This window comes from Flavobacterium degerlachei (genome assembly GCF_900106645.1).
GTDB lineage: Bacteria > Bacteroidota > Bacteroidia > Flavobacteriales > Flavobacteriaceae > Flavobacterium > Flavobacterium degerlachei.
On sequence record NZ_FNMV01000001.1, the window covers coordinates 444,092 to 464,922 of the forward strand.

Here is a 20,831-nt window from a genome sequence, read left to right on the forward strand (position 1 = left end):
ATGAAAAATATTTTTTATATACTATTACTGACTACCCAATTTTTCTTTGCCCAAAATGGCTTTGAAACAGGGAATGATTTATATCAAAAAGGCAAATACAATGAAGCGGTTGCGGCTTACGAAAATGTTTTGAAATCTAAAAAACAGTCGGCCGAATTGTATTTTAACCTTGGGAACAGCTATTACAAGCTCAACAAAGTGGCGCCAGCAATTTATAATTACGAAAAAGCATTAGTACTTAGTCCAAATGATAGCGATGTACTGACCAATTTACGCTTTGCTCAAAAGCGAACCATCGATGAGGTAAAAGTTATTCCTAAAGTGGGTTTTGGTAAATTACTTCGTGATTTTACGGCTATCTATCATTACAATACTTGGGCGTGGATTTCGGTTTCATTTTCTGTATTGTTTTTATTGTCGTTTTTGGGCTATTATTTTTCTCAATTGACACTGTCCAAAAGAATATTTTTCTTCGGAATGTTTATTATGTTTGTTTTACTACTGATTAGTGTTGCTGCAGCAATTTTCGAAAACAGCCATTATAAAAACGAAATACCAGCAGTAGTTTTTGCCGAAATGATAGAGGTAAAAGCGGAACCTCAAAGATCAGCATCTAATGTTGTGACACTGCACGAAGGCACAAAAGTTTTCGTAAAAGAAACAGTAGAAAACTGGAAGAAAATCCAATTGACGGACGGTACCGAAGGTTGGATTGAAACATCTGCCATTAAAGAAGTGAAGTAATTCGGCTTTCTAAGTTGGGAACTTTATCAGATAAGGGAATGATTTTAAACAGGCTCGCTTTCTTTTTTCTTTTTAAAATCATTGTACCAGGTCTCCAGTGAGGGATAAATGTATTTTGAAGTCTCTTGAATTGGATTATAAAACAAGGAGTTGTCGAGAGTTTCCTCTTTGACAATCATATTGTTTATATTGATTTTCTGAAAAAGATTCAATACAATACTCAGAAGTAGTATGGTTTTGACAACACTAAAAAATCCCCCTGCCAGTTTATTTATCCATCCCAAAAAAGCAAAGTCCATGATTCCGGTAAAGACCTTTGCCAGGACATGTACTGCTAAAACTACAGCTATAAAAGTCAGTGCAAAAGCAATTATCTCTATATATTTTGGCGACCAAGAAACGTGACCAGTAAGTGCTTTTCGGACTACATATGAGAATTTTATGGCGATGTAGATTCCCAGTATTAATGAAATCAAAGAAGCCAATTCTATAAATAGACCGTTTTTTATTCCTTTAAACAAGGCGTAAATAAGTAAGGAACCTAAAACAATATCTAAAAAACTCATAGTTAAAGAATAAAAAGAATAGAACAAAGATAGAAGAATAAAGAAAATAGAGGGAAGAACTGGGAGAAAAGAAAGTAAAAGAGGGAAGTCTTTAAAAGAATAAAGAAAATAGAGAATAGAATATCCCGAAGTCAAAAACCTAGTTCCTATCTTTGCAAAAATCAATTTTTTAAAACTCAAAGGATGAAGTCTTTTCTCTTTATTCTTTATTATATTTTCAAAAAAAATGTCAAGAGACACACAACTTAAAGACCGCTGGGAAAAGCTGGTTAACATACTTTCAGATCAATTTTCGCAAGGTGAAGATTTAGATTTGGATGCCATCATTTATTTAATCGGAGTACAAGAACTTGGAAAGGTTCACAATGAATATAAAAAAGACGAGAAACTAAATTTGATGCATATCGCGATATGCAGATTATTAGAACCTTATGGTTTCTATGAATTCGAGTTTTTTGACGAAGACGGTTGGCCGCATTATAGAGTCAAAGAAGAATTGCCACCGCTAAAAGCGGGTGAACAATCCGTTTTGATGAAAGAGGCAATTGTCAGCTATTTTATAGAAAGAGAAGTTATAGATTAGTGATCTGTAAATAGTTTTAAGTGTTCGGCTAAAATAATTTAGGACATATAAAATGTAGTTATGTTTTTAAACTTTAAAAAAAATGAAAAGACAAGTACAAAAGCAATCTAACAATTTAGAATGGAAACTTTAAACTTTAAACGGGATACCTAAAACAAATTTTGTAATTTTGCACTCGCAATTATTGGATGAAAATGATAGACAAGATAAAAGAATATATTGGTGAAGCACAAGCTTTCTCAACACAAAACCCAGCAGAATTAGAAGCGTTCCGAATTAAATTTCTAGGAAGTAAAGGACTACTAAAAGAGTTTTTTGCTGAATTCAAAAATGTTCCTAACGAACAAAAAAAGGAATTTGGACAAGTAATTAACTTGCTTAAAACTTCAGCTGAAGAAAAAGTGAAATCCATTCAGGAATCTTTGGAAAACAAAGAAGAAAGTAAAGGATTTTATGGTGATTTGACAAGATCTGGCGAGCCGGTTACTATTGGTTCACGTCACCCTATATCATTGGTGAAAAACCAAATTATTGATATCTTTTCAAACATTGGGTTCAACGTTTCTGAAGGACCGGAAATCGAAGATGATTGGCATAATTTCACAGCATTAAACTTACCGGAATACCATCCGGCGCGTGATATGCAGGATACTTTTTTCATTCAAACAGATCCAGATATTCTGTTGCGTACACACACATCATCTGTGCAAGTGCGTTACATGGAAAACAATAAACCGCCTATACGTACTATTTCTCCGGGAAGAGTTTTTCGTAATGAAGCCGTTTCGTCTCGTTCGCATTGTATTTTTCACCAAGTGGAAGGACTTTATATTGATAAAGACGTTTCGTTTGCTGATTTAAAGCAAACCTTGTTGCATTTTACAAAGGAGATGTTCGGAAAATCAAAAATCCGTTTGCGTCCTTCTTACTTTCCATTTACGGAACCAAGTGCTGAAATTGATATTTATTGGGGACTAAAAACCGAAACTGATTACAGAATTACCAAAGGAACCGGATGGTTAGAAATTGGTGGTTGCGGAATGGTAGACCCTAATGTACTTAAAAACTGTGGTATCGATCCAGAAGAATATACTGGTTTTGCTTTCGGAATGGGAATCGAAAGAATTGCCATGCTGAACTATCAAATTGGTGATATTCGTATGTTTTATGAAAACGATGTTCGTTTCTTGGAGCAATTCAAAGCGAGTATTTAATTAATAAGAATTAGGAGCTATTTCCAGCTATTCGTTACAATCTTTTCTTGTTTTAAAGAAAAACAAGAAAAGGATTTTCACTTCTATCTGGGCTAGAAAGTTCTAAACAATACTATTTTGTGTCTTCGATACAGCATAGCAAAACATAAGTAATGAAAAAAGACATCATCATCCCCGAAGTGGAAAACGTATTTTTAGCTGCCGTTCAAGAATGGAGTGACGATTTCATGGAGAAAGTCTGGTATGCTTATTTAATTAACGATAGCGACTTTCTTATAGAAAGTGTTATGGTTGTTTCAAAGGCTTTTGGAACCATAGATGGCGAAATGAAAAAAACGTCCTTATTGCGTCATGCTTATGTTGAAGTGCAGCCGGTTTCAGTTGTAAAGATTGAAATGATGGAGAAAAGTGTTTTATTACTCAACAATGAGTTTATGGTTACTTTTTTCATTGGGAATAAACTATACGACAAGAAATTTATTTTTAAAGCAAATTCTATAAATGAAGAAGCGACCGAAGAAGTGCCTATATTATTTGTTGAGGGTGTCATTGTGAGGTAAGGCTTGTTCTATAATCATAAAAAAACCACGTTTATTACTGTTTACAAACAGAAATAAATGTGGTTTTTTATTTGGACTAATATTGTGAACTGTCTGCTTATATTTTGAATTTAAAACGAAGAAACTTTTGTCAGTTTGTCTGTGGCTAAAAGGCTTGCGTCTTTATTTACATACCAAGTTCTTACTTTTGGTATTTTAATCCCAGAGAAAACCTCTTGTTCGCTTAGCACAATGTATTCTCCGTCGTTTTTAGTTACGTTGTGATAAAATTGATATATTTCCATCGCATACGTTTTTGGATCAAAATAAAAGAGCCAAGAGTCTTTTCCGATGCCTTCCTCATATTTGACTTTTAAAATCAAATATTCTTTACCCATGAATTCTTTTTTCTCAACAACAGGATCGATAATTGTTCCTGGATCATTAAGTTTCATTGGCAAACCGTATAAAAATGTATAGTAGTTGCGCATGAATTTTGCCCTAGTTTCAGTTAAGTTGTAGGCTTTGGCCTCTTCGTCACTAAATTCTGTTTTGCCATTTAAACTAAAAGAGGGTTTGTTTTTATTTACAATATGCTCCACTTTATTCTCGTTTTTAAACGAACTCAGTTTAAAATATTCTTGTGGTAAATCAATACTTATTTCGCTCAGGCGTTGATTGCCGTTAGGCATTTGCATTTCTATGAAAAGCTTTCCTTTAAATTGACTCCAATTGTTGTTTGGGTCATGATATTCAATAGTTTTCTTTAGTAAATCCAATCCTGTCATCTGCTGGGCAGAAGTTTGGAAAACAACAAAAAAACAAATCAAAAGCAAGCTTCTTTGTAATAATACAGATGTTCTTTTGAATAAAATGACAGCCATGTTTTTTATATTTAGGTAAAATTGCTTTTCTAAGACGAACTAATTAATCAAGTTTGTCTGTTAATTCTTTAAAGGTAGCTTTAGCATCTTTTCCTTCATATAAAATTTGATAGACAGCATCAATAATAGGTGTTTTTGCACCATATCCTTGATTCAGTTTATAGGCGCTTTTTGTAGCGTAATATCCTTCAGAAACCATACTCATTTCTAGCATTGCGCTTTTCACTGTATATCCCTTGCCAATCATGTTTCCAAATGTTCTATTTCTTGAAAAAACGGAATATCCAGTCACTAATAAATCACCTAAATAAGCCGAATCATTAATGTTTCGTTTCATTTTATGAACTTTCTTGATGAATTTTTTCATTTCTCGGATACCATTACTCATCAAAACTGATTGGAAGTTATCTCCATAACCTAGTCCATGAGCAATACCGGCAGCGATAGCATAAATGTTTTTCAACATAGCAGCATATTCAGTCCCTATGATATCATCAGTAATTTTGGTTTTAATGAAATTGCCAGCTAAAGTATTGGCTACAATTTCTGCCTTAGTGGCATCGCCACAAGCGATAGTTAGGTAGGACAAGCGTTCCAAAGCCACTTCTTCAGCGTGACATGGACCTGTGATAACGCCAATGTTATAATAAGGAATATCGTATTTGAAGTGAAAATGTTCTCCCACAATCATGCTCGTTTCTGGAACAATACCTTTAATGGCCGAGAATATTACCTTGTCTTGTAGTGAGACGGTAAGTTTTTCTAGCTCACCATTTAAGAAAGCAGAAGGGATTGCAAATATGATGTAGTCAGCATAAGCAACAGCTTCATTAATATCGCTGGTCAGTTTAAGTTTGTTTGTGTCAAACTCTACTGCACTTAAATAATTAGGATTGTGCTTGTAGGTTTTAATATGTTCAATGGCAGATTCATTACGCATATACCATGAAACTTCAGAAAGATTTACACACAGCATTTTTGTAATTGCCGTTGCCCAACTTCCTCCACCAATCACTGCAAATTTTATATTTTTGGTCATCTTTTCATTAAATTTAACCAAAAGTACTTAAAAATGGATTAATTAAACAAATAAATAATTGAAGATGTCGTAAGGTATATTGGGATGTAGACATGGAAAATTAAATTAAAATGAATTTTATTATAATAATGCGCAATAAAGCTAATTTATTAACGTTTGAACCTAATATAAATTAAGATTTTAATTAAAAATGAGAATTGAATTAGTTAGTTTTGTTTTGGTGTTATGAAAAAGGCGTCCTGAATTAAATTCACGAACGCCTTTTTATTTAACCCTAAATGATTCTAGTTTTTAGAACTAGTAACTCATTTCCACAATAGCTTTTACTTTGTCTAATGTGATATTTTGTCTTTCTCCTAAGCCTTTCCATCCTCTTTCGTCAAAACGATTCACAATGAAATCTGCTGTGTTATCGTACTCTTTTGTATAGTCAGAAAGTTTAGTGTCCATTCCCATTTTGTGGAAGAACTCAACTGTTTTATTAATTGCTTCATTGGCAATTTCATCTTCCGTACCTTCTAAGTTGAAGATGCGTTTTCCGTATTGTGCCAGTTTTCCTTTTTTAGTTTCAAACATCACTTTGTATAAACTTGGAGCAATAACAGCCAGTGTTCTTGCGTGATCAATTCCATACATAGCAGTTAATTCATGGCCAATCATGTGTGTTGCCCAGTCGCTAGGAACACCTTTTTGGATTAAACCGTTTAGAGCCATAGTGCAAGACCACATAAAGTTAGATGCCAATGCATAATCTTTTGGGTTTTCAACTACTTTTGGACCTATTTCGATCAAGGTTTGTAAAATTCCTTCAGCAATACGGTCTTGTAAATATCCTTCGTGAGGATAAGTCAAGTATTGCTCCATTACGTGAGTGTATGCATCAACAACTCCATTTTGTAATTGTCTTTTTGGTAAAGATTCAATTACTGTTGGGTCGCAAATTGAGAATTTAGGAAACATTGCTGAACCACCAAAAGCTAATTTCTCTTTTGTAGATTCGATTGTGACTACAGCGCCAGAGTTCATTTCACTTCCGGTTGCTGGTAATGTTAATACAGTTCCAAATGGCACTGCATTTTCCTTAATTAATATGCGTTTTTGTAAAATGTCGATTGGGTTTCCTTCAAAATTAACAGCAGCAGAAATAAATTTCACGCCGTCAATTACTGATCCACCACCAACTGCAAGGATGAAGTCGATTTTTTGTTCTTTAACAATAGCAACGGCTTTCATTAAAGTTTCGAAATGAGGATTAGCTTCAATTCCGCTAAATTCAACCACTTCATGTCCTTTAAGATTGTTCATCACTTGTTCGTGAATTCCGTTTTTAAAGATACTTCCACCACCGTAAGCCAATAATATTTTAGCTTCTTTTGGTACTAGTTCACCTAATTTTTCAATTTGTCCTTTTCCGAATACAAGATTCGTAGGATTATATAATTCGAAGTTTAACATGCTTATTTTTTTGCGTTTAATTGGTGTAATAATTTCTCGGCAACTAATTTAGATGAAGCTGGGTTTTGACCTGTAATCAATAAACCATCTTCAACTGCATAAGGATTCCAGTCTGCCACTTTTGAATAAGTTGCTCCGTTTGCTTGTAAAGCATCTTCTAATAAGAAAGGTACAACGTCAGTTAATCCTACTGCTGCTTCTTCTGTATTTGAAAATCCAGTTACTTTTTTTCCTTTTACTAAAAATTCTCCGTTTACTTTTACGTTTTTCAATACCGCTGGTGAATGACAAACGAAAGCTACTGGTTTGTTATTAGTATAGAAAGCTTCAATCAATGCGCTTGATGTTTTGTCTGTAGCTAAATCCCAAAGTGGACCGTGACCTCCTGGGTAAAATACTGCGTCATAATCAGCTTCATTCACATCAGATAACTTATGTGTGTTTTTTAGTTTTGCCAATACTTCAGTGTCTTTGTCAAGTCTTTTAGTATCTTCTGTTGCTGCAGATGGGTCATCACTTTTTGGATCAATTGGAGGTTGACCTCCTAGTGGTGTAGCAATATCAATTTGAACGCCTTTATCAGCTAATTCATAATATGGAGCTGCAAATTCTTCAGTCCAATATCCTGTTTTTTCTCCGGTATCTCCTAGTTTATCATGACTAGTAAGAACAAACAATACTTTTTTCATAATTTTTTTATTTTGTTTTTGTGCAGTTGCACCTAGGCAACCTACTGTTAATGCTATTACTGTAAATAATGCTATTTTCTTCATTACTGATTTTGTTTCTACAAATTTACGGCGAATATGTTATCAGTAAAAATAATTTAAATTATGTTTGTGATAAATATATTTATATCATGGTAAATTTAGAATGGTACAGAACCTTTAAATCGGTATATAAAAATGGTAATTTTTCATTGGCTGCCAAAGAATTATTTATCAGTCAACCAGCGGTCAGTCAGCAAATGTCTATGCTGGAGGCGCATGTAGGCTATAAATTATTTAATAGAAAATCCAAAGGAGTCGAACCAACGGAATATGCTAAGTTACTGAATAACTTGATAATAGAAGCTTTAGATAGACTGGAAAATGTGGAGAATGGTTTTCGTACTAAAGCTTTTAATGCTAACAGGTTAATTACAATAGGAATATCCGCACATTTGTTCAGTAGCTTGGGGAGTACGTTAATTTCAAAATTTGACTTCATTGATTTTAGTTTTCATGAAAATGAAATGCTATTTGAATTGGTTAACGCCAAAAAACTTGATTTCGCAATTGTGACTGCTAAGTATGACACTTTTGATACCGTTCAAAAAAAAGTGGGTGATATCAAGCAAATTGTAGTGGGTTCAGCAAAACTTGATGCTACAGGATTAAAAGCTAAAATTAAAGGCAATGATTTTCCTGCCACTGAAAACTGGTTGAATGAACAAATTTGGTATACCCATGATTCTGGAATTCCGCATGTGAAATTATTTTGGATGTATGCCTTTAATAAAAAAAGACCATCTATAATAGCTAATTTCATTATACCTTCTGAATACGAGATGTTAGGTGTGCTCTCAAAAAACACTGGAGTTGCTGTGGTATGGAATTGTAATGCCAAGTCTTTCTTGCAGGACAAAAAACTGCAGTTATTGTGGGACAGTAAGCAAATGCCTAATACAGAAGTGTACTTATTATCAGGTAAAAATGATAATTTTAATACTGCTTTTCAGGAAATCGAGTGCGAGTTGAAAAATATATTGAGCTGATTACTTTTTGTAAAAATTATTGTGATCAATGTATTCCCAAACTTTATCAGATAATAAGGGCTGGATGTTTTTGCCGTCCTTAATGCTTTTTCTGATAAAAGTTGAAGAAATTTCAACAATAGGAGCGTCAATCAAGTGAACTTTTGGATGGTTTTTTAAATCTAGATTTTCTTGTTCAGCTGACAAGCGAGGATAAACGTAGATATCGTGATTTTGTAAAATAACCTCGAAGTTTTTCCATTTATGTAAAGACTTCAAATTGTCTTCTCCCATGATTAGTGAAAACTCATGATCTGGATATTTTTCTTCGAGATGCACTAAAGTGTTTACCGTGTAATTAGGTTGTGATAATTTGAATTCAATGTCAGACGGTTTGAGTTTTGGATAATCCTCAGTTGCCAGATGTACCATTTGTAGGCGGTGGTAATCGTCTAGCAAAGTATCTTTCTTTTTGTGTGGATTGTGTGGTGTAACTACTAGCCAAACCTGTTCCAAGTCAGCATTCTCCGCCATGTGATTAGCAATAATTAAATGGCCAACGTGGATGGGGTTAAACGTTCCAAAATAAAGTCCTATTTTCATAAATATATTGTTTCGCAGAGCGTCGCAAAGTTTTCTCAGAGTGCCGCTAAATAATTTGTACTATTTTGCGTGGCTTGTTTTTTCTCTGTGAATCTCTGCGGAATATTTTTTATTTACTTACAAAATCTTTCACCAATTGGTAAGCTTCTTCTAAAGCGATATCTAGATCGTAGTTCTTAATTACAACATCAAATTGTGGAGCTGTTGCTAGTTCTACAGATGCTTTTGCAATACGCATATTGATTTTATCTTCACTTTCGGTAGAACGCTTTTTTAAACGAATTTTTAATTCATCAATACTAGGTGGTTTTACAAAAACGGCTAATGTTTCTTCAGGATATTTAGACTTAATACGCAATCCACCTGCAACGTCAATATCAAAAATCACATTTTTACCTTTAGCCCAAATGCGTTCAATTTCACTTTTTAATGTTCCGTAGAAATTATCTCTATAGACTTCTTCCCATTCCAGAAAATCTTCATTCTTGATGTGTGTTTTAAACTCCTCGGTAGAAATAAAATAATAATCCTTCCCATTTACTTCGTCTCCACGAGCATCTCGCGAAGCAGCAGAAATAGAGAATTCTAAATTTAAATCTGGTTTGCTTAATAAATGTTTAACAATGGTTGTTTTTCCAGAACCAGATGGCGCCGAAAAAACGATTAATTTTCCTTTTTTCATTTTGTGCTGAATTTATTTCAGTATCTGTTTATGCTTTTTCTGCGAGGTTTATAGAACGTTCAAAACCTGTTCTTTGATTTTTTCTAATTCGTCTTTCATTTGAACGACTAATTTCTGCATTTGCGCATGATTAGATTTAGAACCCATAGTATTGATTTCACGCCCCATTTCTTGAGTAATAAAACCTAATTTTCTACCGTTGGCTTCATTTCCGTTTATTGTTTCTAAGAAATAATCTAAATGGTTTGTTAGACGAACTTTTTCCTCAGTAATGTCAAGTTTCTCTAAATAATAGATTAATTCTTGTTCAAAACGATTTTCATCCACGTTTACCTTAAGTTCTGCAATTGCAGTTTGTAAACGATCTTTTATTGCTTGTACACGCTCAGGATCTAGTGCAAGAGCTTCAGTCATATATTGACGAATATTGCCAATGCGTAATTGAAATTCTTTTTCCAAAGACATTCCTTCATCTTTTCTAAAAGTCAAGATGTTCTGAACTGCTTCTTCGATAACAACTTGGATTTGTACCCAGTCATTTTCGTCAATTTCATCACGTTCCACTTTTAATGCATCCGGCATTCTCACTGCCATTTTCATTAATTCGGTCTCATCTGCGTCAGCATAGATTTCTCTTAATTGCTTGATGTATCCTTTTACGATTGGCGCATTTACTTTAGTTGAAGTTTGTTCTGCAGTGCTTTCGATAAAAATAGAAAAATCTACTTTTCCTCTTTCTAGTTTCACTGCTAATTGATTACGCAATCCCAATTCCATTTCACGGTATAGGGAGGGCATTCTCACATTCAAATCTAGTCCTTTACTGTTTAGGGATTTTACTTCTATTGTTATTTTTTTGGTTGGTAATTGCAAAGAAGCTTTACCAAAACCTGTCATCGATTGTATCATATAATTTTCTAAAAGAGTTCAAAGATAAGAAAAAAGAGTTCATTGGCCAGAGTTCAACCTAGACGATGTGTTTAAGAATATAAATGTGCGTTGAGCGAGCTTTAAGTTAGTTATCAGCAGTTTTCTTCTTTTGGGTAACCATATAAACGCCCACAAAGATCAAAATTGCCGAAACTATTTTTACTAAACTCAAGTCGTCCTTTCCTAAGCCAATGGCAAAAACTGTGGCGAAGAACGGCTGTAGATAGATAAAAACGGCAACAGTTGTTGGCTTTAGTTCTTTCATCGTAAGCAGGTTTAATAAATAGGTTATGAAGGTCGAAATGACCACTACAAATGCGATTTTCCAATAAATATGCGTTGGTACTATTGCCCAGTTAACCGCTTCAAATTGGCTCCAGCCAAAAGGTAAAACCATTAGGAAACCAAACAGATAGATCCATTTTACGAAGGTGAACGCATTGTATTTATCCATTAATTTCTTGACCGTGATCAAATAAAACCCGTAAGAAATGGCATTGACAAGGACCAGTATGTTTCCAAAGCTGGCATTAGTTGCAGTACCGATTGATTTGCCATAGAGAATAAGAAAGGCCGTTCCTATTAAGCCTAGGATTATACCAATAACCATTCGTTTTTGCATGCGTTCTTTCATTATGATGGCTGACAACGCCAGAACAATCATAGGAGTTGTAACCATGATCACGGATGCTGATATTGGTGAAGTGAGGCTTAATCCCTTAAAAAAAGTAAGCATATTAAAAGCTACTCCAAAAAAAGCAGCAGCAATAATTCGAGGAAAATCTTTAAGCGCTATTTTTTCTTTTGGCATAAAAAACCAAGAGAGCCAAAATAAAACCATTGCCCCGCTTACGCGCAATAAAATAAAGCCGTAAGCATCGATATATTCAGGCATTACATCCTTAGCAATTGTAAACGTAACGCCGTAAATTACAGAAACAATAGTAGCGCCAAAAAGCGCAACATTCCTTTTAGACATTCCCTAACGCTTTCATTACTTGAAGCATGTTTTGCTGGGTTCCGCCAACATAAACGTTATTGTCAATTACGAAAACCGGTCGGCTCAAAAAGGTATAGTGTTCTAGAATGTATTTCTTGTAATCATCTTCGGTTAATGATTTGTTCTTTAAATCCATTGTTTTGTACAGTACTGCTTTTTTGCTGAATAAGGCTTCATAACTACCTGAAATTTCGTGCATTTCTTCTAATTCCTCCTCTGTCAAAGGGGTTTGCTTTATATCACGAAAAACTAGATTATTTCCTTTTGGTAAGGATTTTATGATTTTTCGGCAAGTATCACAAGAAGCGATGTAGTATATTTTGTTCATAATAATTTCAATTTCTTTGTGCAAAGAAAAATCATTTGGAAGTGAAAATGATTATTTTTATCAAAAAATTAAAAATGAACACATCATTAGAGGTTACTAGAACTAGTAGAAAAATGTTATCTCAATTCCTAAAAGGATATAGTTTAGCTCAACTTAACAGTATTCCTGAAGGACATAATAATAATTTGATTTGGAATATTGCGCATGTAGTTGTAGTGCAACAAATGCTCGTATATAATCTGTCTGGTCTTCCAATGAATATATCAGCTACGCTGGTGCAAAAATATAAAAAGGGAACAAAACCAGAACAGGATGCAACACAAGCAGAAGTCGATGAAATTTATAGTTTACTAGTTGAAACTATCGATCAAACTGAAGTTGATTTGAATAATAATGTTTTTGTTAACTACCAAGAATACCCAACATCGACAGGATTAGTTTTGAAGAATGTCAAAGACGCAATGTCCTTTAATAATTTTCATGAAGGAATTCATATTGGTGCTATTCTTAGTCTTAGAAAGTTCGTTTAGGTTTAAATTATTTTCTTAAAAGATAGTTGTTCACTTCGTTATAAGACAGTAATAACTCTTTAGGTCCATCAGCATAAGATGCCGCTTCATAAGGGTTGTAATATAAAAGCAGCCCTTCATCTGTATAGAATATATTGATAGGCAAACTAAATTTGTCACCTTCAAACAGAAGTCCAGTAGCGTTAATTGACTTATTTGCAGGGATTTTATATTTGCTTCTGAATTTTTTTTCGGCGAAAGCCTTAAAAGCATTCTGGTCTTTAAATAATTGGTGGTTTGGGATTGATTTTCCGGTTTCGGGATCAAAAATTAAAGAGCGAAGCCCTTGATAACCATGTGCGCCACCTGTAAAAGTGTAGTGCTTGATTTGAATGTTAAGGATGCTGTCAGACTGGTATTTTATACTTCCTTCAATTTCTGCTTCCCAGCCAAAAACGTCTTTTGGATATTCTTTTCGAAGTTGTTCGTAAGAACCTATAAATGCATTTAACAGTCCGTTATAATCAGTTGAAGTATATGGCTTTTCGCCAAAATAAACAATCTCCTTCAATACAGAAAATACTTTTTTGTTGATGCTATCCGCTACAATTGGGACGTCTTTCGCAATTGGGATAGTGACATTGATATGCGGACAATTTTCATTACAGGGTAAACTGCTTTCCTTTTCGAAAGACTGGTTTTCAAAAGTGAGTTCTTTTGAACAGCGTGCCATAGAGAAAAGTAATATGGTATATAGTAGTATGTGTTTCATCGCAAAAAAATGTTAATTAAATACAAAGGTATGGACTTGTTTCCTGCCAAGAATAAATTTAAAGCTAAGTTTGTAAAGCTATTAAAAACTTAAAGATATGAAATTCAATACTAAAACAATACACGGTGGGCAACATCACGATCCAACTACTGGGTCGGTTATGCCACCAATTTTTCAAACCTCCACATTTGCACAAACTAGCCCAGGGAAACCTATTGGCGATTATGTGTATAGTAGAACTGCTAATCCAACTAGAACGGCTTTAGAAGAAGCTTTGGCTAGTATTGAAAACGGAGCAAGAGGATTGGCTTTTTCATCTGGATTAGCGGCGACGGATTGTTTGTTGCGTTCTTTTAAAGCGGGTGACGAAATCATCGCGATGGACGATTTGTATGGTGGTACCTATAGAATGTTCACTAAAGTATATAATAATTCAGGAATTAAGTTTCATTATGTTGATATGAATGATTTGGATAATGTTCAGTCCTTAATTAATGAAAATACTAAAATGATTTGGGTAGAAACACCTACAAATCCTATAATGAAATTGGCTGATATTGCTGCTATAGCAAAAATCACAAAGGCTAACAATATTCTGTTTGCGGTAGATAATACGTTTGCAACGCCTTATTTACAAAATCCGTTAGATTTAGGAGCTGATGTGGTTATGCATTCAGCTACAAAATACCTTGCTGGTCACTCTGATGTTGTGGCAGGAGCTTTAATTACTAAAACAGCTGAATTAGGAAAACAATTGCATTTTCAGCAATTTGCGACTGGTGCTACACTTGGACCCATGGATAGTTTTCTTGTTCTTAGAGGGATAAAAACATTGCATTTAAGAATGCAAAGACACTGTGAAAACGGAGAAAAAGTAGCTGAATTTTTAGACCAGCACCCAAAAATAAAAACAGTGTACTATGCAGGATTAGCAAGCCACCCGTATCATGAAATTGCCAAAAAGCAAATGAGTGGTTTTGGCGGAATGGTTTCTTTTGATTTTGTATCAGGAGCAAAACAAGACTCTGTTGCATTCTTAGAGAAAGTTAAAATATTCACTCTGGCAGAATCGTTGGGAGGTGTAGAGTCATTGGCAAATCACCCAGCTTTGATGACGCATGCTTCTATTCCAGAGGAAAAACGAAAAGAAGTGGGTATTACAGATGACTTAGTTCGTCTAAGTGTAGGTGTTGAAGATATAGAAGATTTATTAGAAGATTTGAAACAGGCATTGGCGTAAGTCAAGAATAGATTAGACTTTCCTTAATATTTTCGTTTAGGATAAAATGAAAAAATTCCCCAATTCTAAAGCAATTACAACTGGGGAATTTTGTTTTTCTATAGTTGTGCAAATCCTATTGCAGATAGTAAATGTATCCAACATTAAACCAAACTAACCAATCGTTTGCTTTGTTTTCTTTGTAAATATCTGGGTTTGGATTTAATCCGTCTACCCAATTAGAGAAATAATATTGAAAGCGTAAATCCACCATAAAATCGCTTAATGGACTTAATTTATATCGTGTTCCTACACTTGAAACAACTGACCAAACAGAGCCTCCTTCGGTTGAAAATCCGTAAGGGCGACCGTCAGTAGGAGTTAAGTATTTAGGAAATGTGGTTAGTGGTGTGCCTAGTGGTCCAAGAGTAGAATAAGCCTTGGCATTATAATAACTGAATTGGGCTCCCAAACTTACAAATGGACCTAAACTACCTATTGTAGCTGTGAAATCACGGATGCTTAAAGGGAAATATTCCAGTTGCATTCCTATATTTGTTACAGCAGTGCTTCCTTTCATAGCCCGCAATTGATCAGCTCCTAAGGATGTTCTTTCAGGGGCAACCCATTCTCCTAGATGCTCTAAATTGGTTTTGTTATATGATAATTCAGTTCTTAATTTGAAATGATCATTAAAATAAGTTTCAGGGGTATAGCAGTTACAATCCGCTTCGTAGGAGAAATTCATATAATGGATTATCCCTATTCCTATTCCTGTATTTCCAGCATTAGTGCTTAAACTATAACGTTCTCCATAGTCAGATTGAAAAGCGACAGGACCAGCAATAATTCCAACTTCATGCGAGAAGCCGAATTGAGCATTTGAATTATTTGAAAAGCCCAAAAAAGCAAATAAAATAAGGGAGACGTATCTGAGCATTTTTTGTTGAAATTTCGAGTACGGACAAATATATAAAAAACATCATTCATCCGTTAAATTTAAAATCAAAAATAAATAAACAAATAGGAATTTGCTTAAGAAAAATACAACGTTTTGATATAATTGGTAACTTCAAAAGCCTGAATAGTAAGGAATGATTAATAAAAAGATAATTCGGCAATATATAACAAGATATAATTTAGAAATAGTCGCATAAAACGTATATTTGTACCCTCTAACGAAAACGTTTTCTTAAACGTTAATAATCTAATAATCATGTCACAAAGTATTACTACTTTTATTGAAGAGGTTACTAAAAAAAACCCAAACGAGCCGGAATTCTTACAGGCAGTTTTAGAAGTTGCTGAAACTGTAATTCCTTTCATCGAAGAAAATAAAAAATACCAGAACAAAATGCTTTTGGAAAGAATGGTCGAATCTGATCGAATCATTATGTTTCGTGTAGCTTGGATTGATGATAAAGGAGCAACTCAAGTAAATAGAGGATACCGTATTCAAATGAATTCAGCTATCGGACCATACAAAGGAGGACTTCGTTTTCACCCATCTGTGAATTTGAGCATCTTGAAATTTTTAGCTTTCGAACAAACATTTAAAAATAGCTTGACTACATTACCAATGGGTGGTGGAAAAGGTGGAGCTGATTTTGATCCAAAAGGAAAATCTGATAATGAAGTGATGCGTTTTTGTCAAAGTTTCATGACAGAATTATCTAAGCATATCGGAGCTAACACGGATGTTCCTGCAGGGGATATTGGAGTTGGTGGAAGAGAAGTTGGATTCATGTTCGGTCAATATAAAAGACTAAGAAATGAATTTACAGGAGTTTTGACTGGTAAAGGAATTTCTTTTGGAGGTTCATTAATTAGACCTGAAGCAACTGGATACGGTGCGGTTTATTTTGCACAAAGTATGTTAGAAACAAAAGGAGATAGTTTTGCAGGTAAAACAGTTGTAGTTTCTGGTTCTGGAAACGTTGCACAATATGCTACTGAAAAAGCAACTCAATTAGGTGGTAAAGTAGTGACTATGTCAGATTCTGCTGGATACATTTATGATGCTGACGGTATTGATGCTGAGAGATTGGCTCACGTAATGGAGATCAAAAATGAATTGAGAGGTAGAATTAGCGAGTATGTTAAGAAATACCCTAATGCAAAATATGTAGCAGGAGCACGTCCATGGGAAGTGAAATGTGATATCGCATTGCCTTGTGCAACTCAAAATGAATTGAATGAGGATGAAGCTAAAGCTTTAGTTGCAAACGGATGTATCTGTGTTGCTGAAGGAGCTAACATGCCAACTATGCCTGATGCAGTTATTGTGTTTCAAAATGCTAAATTATTGTTTGCTCCAGGAAAAGCATCTAATGCTGGTGGAGTAGCAACTTCTGGTCTTGAAATGTCTCAAAACTCATTAAGATTAAGCTGGAGTTCTGAAGAAGTAGACGAAAAATTAAAAGGAATTATGCTTGCTATTCACGCTTCATGTGTGGAGTACGGTAAAGATTCTTCTGGATATGTTGACTACGTAAAAGGTGCAAACATCGCTGGATTTGTAAAAGTAGCTGATGCTATGCTAGCTCAAGGAGTAGTATAAATCTTTTTTAAATACTTAAAAAGCCTTCTGCCGAAGTTTCGGACAGAAGGCTTTTTTTTTGGTCAGAACAAAAATCGGATACTTTTGTTTGTGCTATATTTGTAAACTAATAGTCATAGTTATAATGAAAAAAAGACTTTTAAGTTTATTACTTCTACTAGTCATTCAAATGACTTTTGCCCAAACTAATTTGTCTTGGCAGGGTTATTTTTCATACAATGAAATTAAGGATGTCTCAGTATCAACATCCGGAATTTTTGCAGCGTCAGAAAACGCCTTGTTTTCTGTAAATAAAATCAGCAACCAAATAAAGACGACAAATACAGTAGATGGTCTTTCAGGTCAAACCATAAGCTCACTTTATTATAGCGCTAAGTTTAATAAGTCGGTTGTTGGTTATGAAAATGGATTAATCATTGTTATCAATGAGGCTGACGGAAGTATGTTGAATGTTGTTGATATTATCAACAAACAACTTCCTGCAAACATGAAAAAGATAAATCATTTCATGGAATATGATGGCATTGTATATGTTTCCTGTGATTTTGGTATCGTACAATTCAATTTAGCTACAATGCTATTTGGAGACACTTATTTCATAGGAGATAATGGTGCGGAAATTAGCATTAGACAGACGGCAGTTTACAATGGTTTCATTTATGCAGCAACAATTAATGGGATTCGAAGAGCGGCGATTACAAGCGCAAATTTGAATGACTTTAATCAATGGACGCAAGTGATTGCTGGAAGTTGGGCTAGTATAGAATCTTTTGATACAGAATTAATTGCTATTACCGATTCGGGGAATATACATAGATACAATGCGAATACGAACTCCTTGGTCAGTTTTGTGGTTCTTTCGCAACCAGCTTTGGATATGAGAGCTAATGATACTTATTTGATTATCACAAGTCCAAATAGTGTTTATGTTTACAATAAACAGATGACCTTAGTCCGTCAAATTAATACTAATCAAATTCCGGAAAGTAATCCTTTATTTAGTTGTGCTGCAAGTGTAGCAGGTGTAATATACATTGGAACAAAGGAAAACGGATTGATTGCAACTACAATAGTTGGTGTTTCTGATTTTCAAATAATACTGCCTTCAGGCCCTAGTCGAAATAATATTTTTGCAATCGAAGCTACTTCAAGTTCACTTTGGTCAGTTTATGGAGATTATACAGTTGATTATAATCCGTATCCATTAGATAATTATGGGATTAGCAAGTTTAGTGCAACAGGCTGGTTAAATATTCCCTATGAATCAGTTCTGGAGGCGAAATCTTTGGTGAGAATTATCGTGAATCCTAACAATGAGAATGAAGTTTATGTAGGCTCTTCCTACTCAGGTTTGTTGAAAATAGAAAATGATGTGCCGTCGGTTTTATATAACCAAACAAATAGTGGATTAGACCAGATTTCATTCCTGCCAAATTATTTTAATGATGTGCGAGTTAACGGCGCTGTCTTTGACAAATCAGGAAATTTGTGGGTCAATAATAGTTTGGTTGACAACGGTATAAAAGTTTTAAAAAGAGATGGCTCGTGGCAAGCTTTTTCGACAAAAACAATACTAGCTGATATCGAAAAATCTAGTTTTGGGAGAATGTCAGTCGATAAAAACGGAACAAAATGGATAGCCACGAGTAGGGATGGTATTATCGGTTTTAATGAAAGCAGTAATGTGCTCAAGAAAATTACATTTGGACCTGAAGCTGGGAATCTCCCTATTGCAGATGCAAGAGTAGCCGCGGTAGATAATAGGAATCAACTTTGGATTGGAACCACAAAAGGACTTCGTGTTTTGTCGAATGTGGGTAATTTCCAAACCGAAAACCAATTAACAACAAGTTCCATTATTATATTAGAAGATAACCTTGCTCAAGAATTGTTGTACGAGCAATTTATTACTGATATTGTTGTTGATGGAGCTAATAATAAATGGATTGGTACTGCAGACTCTGGGTTGTTTTTGGTTTCTCCAAACGGACAGGAAACACTATATCATTTTACAATAAACAATTCCCCTTTGCCTAGTAATGTCATCAATGATATTGCCATAAATAGTGCGACAGGAGAGGTTTTTATTGCCACTGACAAAGGCTTAGTTTCTTTTAAGGGCGTTGCTACAGAAGCCAATGAGGATTTAAGTAAAGCTTATGTGTATCCAAATCCAGTTCGACCAGAATATGAAGGAACCGTGAAAATTGCAGGTTTGATAGATAGAGCCAACGTAAAAATCACTGACATTGAAGGGAATTTAGTTTACGAAGCCACTTCCGAAGGAGGAACGCTTGAATGGGATACTTATGCTTTTGGGAAATACAAAGTAGCTTCTGGCGTCTATATGATTTTTATTTCGGCAAATGACGGAGTGGAGACCAAAGTAAAAAAGCTAATGATAATCAGATAATTTTTAGAGCTGTTAAGAATAGCTGCTCAATATTTTTATAAATGAATAACAACAAAAATTGCTTTGATTTTTTAAGGATGTTTTTTGCTATAGATATTCTGTTAGCGCATCTTGGTGAACTTTCTCAAAATAAAAACCTTCATTTTTTATTAGACTATACAAATGCAATAATAGGTATAAAAGGATTTTTTGTTATCAGCGGTTTTTTAGTCGCCAAAAGCTATATCAATACGCCGTCCTTAAGAAAATACTTTGTCAAAAGAGTAAAAAGGATCGTTCCAGCCTACATTTTTGTATTGTTACTTTCAGTTTTGATTTTGGCCTTTTTTGGCAAGTATAGTGTTATAGATTATTTTACAGATATAAACGTTTATAAATATTTAGGGTGGAATTCTGTCTTTTTGAATTTTATGCATCCTTGCCTGCCTGGTATTTTTGAAAACAATCTAATTTGTGCTGTTAATGGGGCGTTATGGACTTTAAAAGTAGAGGAAGGCTTTTATATTGCACTGCCTTTTATTTTTTATTTCATTAAAAAAGTTAAAAAGCCGTTTGTTGTTCTGATAACACTCTATTTCTTATCGCTGCTGTATTGGTTTTTAATGGATGATTATTTTAATATGCCTTTGTTAGCTAAGCAATTGCCGGGCTATTTAGCGTATTTTGTGGTAGGAATATTTTTATATTTGAATTTAAAATTTGTGTTAGACAATAACAAAACCTTGTTACTATTAGCGATTTCAACATTGTTAATCTCAAATTACTTAGACTTAAATTTAAGCGTTTTTTATCCGGCAGTATTTGGGACATTGGTTATAGCTGCGGCTTATAGCTTTCCTTTTCTAAATAATTTGGGGAAGTTTGGTGATTTCACCTACGGGCTATATATTTATCATTTTCCAATCATTCAGCTTTTTAGGCAGTATAATTTATTTGAAAGATACAATCCTTTCCTAATGGCAATTTATGTAATTTTGATAACCTTTTTATTTGCCGCTTTTTCGTGGTTCTATATTGAGAAAAGGTTCTTGGATCGATTCAAAACCCACAATTAAA

At 34.3% G+C, this 20,831-nt stretch carries 22 protein-coding genes; 10 read left to right on the forward strand and 12 right to left on the reverse strand.

Translation table 11 applies throughout. The features are described from left to right. Entirely contained in the window at positions 1-744 is a 744-nt protein-coding gene (locus BLV91_RS01905) for a tetratricopeptide repeat protein (RefSeq protein WP_091428967.1), read from the forward strand. 44 nt (positions 745-788) lie between these two features. On the opposite strand, the gene BLV91_RS01910 is transcribed toward BLV91_RS01905, so the two are convergent. Next, the gene (locus BLV91_RS01910; protein ID WP_091428969.1) at positions 789-1,310 is read right to left on the reverse strand and encodes a CvpA family protein; all 522 of its coding nucleotides are present in this window, start codon (positions 1,308-1,310) and stop codon (positions 789-791) included. Positions 1,311-1,536: 226 nt separating this feature from the next. Here BLV91_RS01910 and BLV91_RS01915 point away from each other — a divergent pair, with 226 nt between their 5' ends. From BLV91_RS01915 to BLV91_RS01925, 3 genes are all read left to right on the forward strand, one after another. Further along, positions 1,537-1,893: a hypothetical protein gene (locus BLV91_RS01915; protein WP_091428971.1), complete on the forward strand. Its 357-nt coding sequence runs from the start codon at positions 1,537-1,539 to the stop codon at positions 1,891-1,893. Between the two features lie 194 nt (positions 1,894-2,087). Next, positions 2,088-3,107, forward strand: a complete 1,020-nt coding sequence (pheS, locus tag BLV91_RS01920) for a phenylalanine--tRNA ligase subunit alpha (RefSeq protein ID WP_091429135.1) — start codon at positions 2,088-2,090, stop codon at positions 3,105-3,107. Between the two features lie 152 nt (positions 3,108-3,259). Then, positions 3,260-3,667 (forward strand): hypothetical protein, encoded by a 408-nt coding sequence (locus BLV91_RS01925; protein ID WP_091428972.1) that lies wholly within the window; start codon positions 3,260-3,262, stop codon positions 3,665-3,667. Between the two features lie 110 nt (positions 3,668-3,777). Here BLV91_RS01925 and BLV91_RS01930 read toward each other — a convergent pair whose 3' ends face one another. From BLV91_RS01930 to BLV91_RS01945, 4 genes are all read right to left on the reverse strand, one after another. Continuing rightward, a complete protein-coding gene (locus tag BLV91_RS01930) occupies positions 3,778-4,530 on the reverse strand; it encodes a DUF6503 family protein (protein WP_091428974.1) in 753 nt (250 codons plus the stop codon). A gap of 43 nt (positions 4,531-4,573) precedes the next feature. Further along, positions 4,574-5,569 (reverse strand): NAD(P)H-dependent glycerol-3-phosphate dehydrogenase, encoded by a 996-nt coding sequence (locus BLV91_RS01935; protein WP_091428976.1) that lies wholly within the window; start codon positions 5,567-5,569, stop codon positions 4,574-4,576. Positions 5,570-5,866: 297 nt separating this feature from the next. After that, complete coding sequence (locus BLV91_RS01940; protein ID WP_091428978.1) at positions 5,867-7,024, reverse strand: iron-containing alcohol dehydrogenase; 1,158 nt, start codon at positions 7,022-7,024, stop codon at positions 5,867-5,869. 2 nt (positions 7,025-7,026) lie between these two features. Next, positions 7,027-7,797, reverse strand: coding sequence for a type 1 glutamine amidotransferase domain-containing protein (locus tag BLV91_RS01945; protein WP_175513930.1), 771 nt, complete (start codon positions 7,795-7,797; stop codon positions 7,027-7,029). A gap of 86 nt (positions 7,798-7,883) precedes the next feature. Between BLV91_RS01945 and BLV91_RS01950 the strand changes: the two genes are divergently transcribed. Beyond that, on the forward strand, positions 7,884-8,780 hold the full coding sequence (locus BLV91_RS01950) for a LysR family transcriptional regulator (protein WP_091428980.1): 897 nt from the start codon (positions 7,884-7,886) through the stop codon (positions 8,778-8,780). Here BLV91_RS01950 and nadD read toward each other — a convergent pair whose 3' ends face one another. The 5 genes from nadD to BLV91_RS01975 form a co-directional block, all read right to left on the reverse strand. Beyond that, on the reverse strand, positions 8,781-9,362 hold the full coding sequence (nadD, locus tag BLV91_RS01955) for a nicotinate (nicotinamide) nucleotide adenylyltransferase (RefSeq protein WP_091428982.1): 582 nt from the start codon (positions 9,360-9,362) through the stop codon (positions 8,781-8,783). A 109-nt stretch (positions 9,363-9,471) separates the two neighbouring features. Further along, positions 9,472-10,044 carry a guanylate kinase gene (gmk, locus tag BLV91_RS01960; protein WP_091428984.1) on the reverse strand — a complete coding sequence of 191 codons (573 nt, stop codon included), beginning with the start codon at positions 10,042-10,044 and terminating at the stop codon, positions 9,472-9,474. Between the two features lie 48 nt (positions 10,045-10,092). Continuing rightward, positions 10,093-10,953 carry a YicC/YloC family endoribonuclease gene (locus tag BLV91_RS01965; protein WP_091428986.1) on the reverse strand — a complete coding sequence of 287 codons (861 nt, stop codon included), beginning with the start codon at positions 10,951-10,953 and terminating at the stop codon, positions 10,093-10,095. Positions 10,954-11,059: 106 nt separating this feature from the next. Beyond that, complete coding sequence (locus tag BLV91_RS01970; RefSeq protein ID WP_091428988.1) at positions 11,060-11,953, reverse strand: DMT family transporter; 894 nt, start codon at positions 11,951-11,953, stop codon at positions 11,060-11,062. Continuing rightward, positions 11,946-12,302: an arsenate reductase family protein gene (locus BLV91_RS01975; RefSeq protein WP_091428990.1), complete on the reverse strand. Its 357-nt coding sequence runs from the start codon at positions 12,300-12,302 to the stop codon at positions 11,946-11,948. The genes BLV91_RS01970 and BLV91_RS01975 overlap by 8 nt, the downstream gene beginning before the upstream one ends. A 74-nt stretch (positions 12,303-12,376) precedes the next feature. On the opposite strand from BLV91_RS01975, the gene BLV91_RS01980 reads away from it, so the two are divergent. After that, on the forward strand, positions 12,377-12,832 hold the full coding sequence (locus BLV91_RS01980; protein ID WP_245709585.1) for a DinB family protein: 456 nt from the start codon (positions 12,377-12,379) through the stop codon (positions 12,830-12,832). A gap of 7 nt (positions 12,833-12,839) precedes the next feature. On the opposite strand, the gene BLV91_RS01985 is transcribed toward BLV91_RS01980, so the two are convergent. Then, a complete protein-coding gene (locus BLV91_RS01985; protein WP_245709586.1) occupies positions 12,840-13,583 on the reverse strand; it encodes a DUF3298 and DUF4163 domain-containing protein in 744 nt (247 codons plus the stop codon). A gap of 97 nt (positions 13,584-13,680) precedes the next feature. Between BLV91_RS01985 and BLV91_RS01990 the strand changes: the two genes are divergently transcribed. Then, on the forward strand, positions 13,681-14,823 hold the full coding sequence (locus BLV91_RS01990) for a cystathionine gamma-synthase (RefSeq protein ID WP_091428997.1): 1,143 nt from the start codon (positions 13,681-13,683) through the stop codon (positions 14,821-14,823). A gap of 115 nt (positions 14,824-14,938) precedes the next feature. Here BLV91_RS01990 and BLV91_RS01995 read toward each other — a convergent pair whose 3' ends face one another. After that, positions 14,939-15,742: a THC0290_0291 family protein gene (locus BLV91_RS01995; RefSeq protein ID WP_091428999.1), complete on the reverse strand. Its 804-nt coding sequence runs from the start codon at positions 15,740-15,742 to the stop codon at positions 14,939-14,941. A gap of 276 nt (positions 15,743-16,018) precedes the next feature. Here BLV91_RS01995 and gdhA point away from each other — a divergent pair, with 276 nt between their 5' ends. The 3 genes from gdhA (at position 16,019) to BLV91_RS02010 (ending at position 20,830) form a co-directional block, all read left to right on the forward strand. Continuing rightward, positions 16,019-17,362 carry an NADP-specific glutamate dehydrogenase gene (gene gdhA / locus BLV91_RS02000; protein ID WP_091429001.1) on the forward strand — a complete coding sequence of 448 codons (1,344 nt, stop codon included), beginning with the start codon at positions 16,019-16,021 and terminating at the stop codon, positions 17,360-17,362. 124 nt (positions 17,363-17,486) lie between these two features. After that, positions 17,487-19,775: a type IX secretion system anionic LPS delivery protein PorZ gene (gene porZ / locus BLV91_RS02005; protein WP_091429002.1), complete on the forward strand. Its 2,289-nt coding sequence runs from the start codon at positions 17,487-17,489 to the stop codon at positions 19,773-19,775. A 41-nt stretch (positions 19,776-19,816) separates the two neighbouring features. Next, positions 19,817-20,830, forward strand: coding sequence for an acyltransferase family protein (locus tag BLV91_RS02010; protein WP_091429004.1), 1,014 nt, complete (start codon positions 19,817-19,819; stop codon positions 20,828-20,830). Position 20,831: the final 1 nt, after the last annotated feature.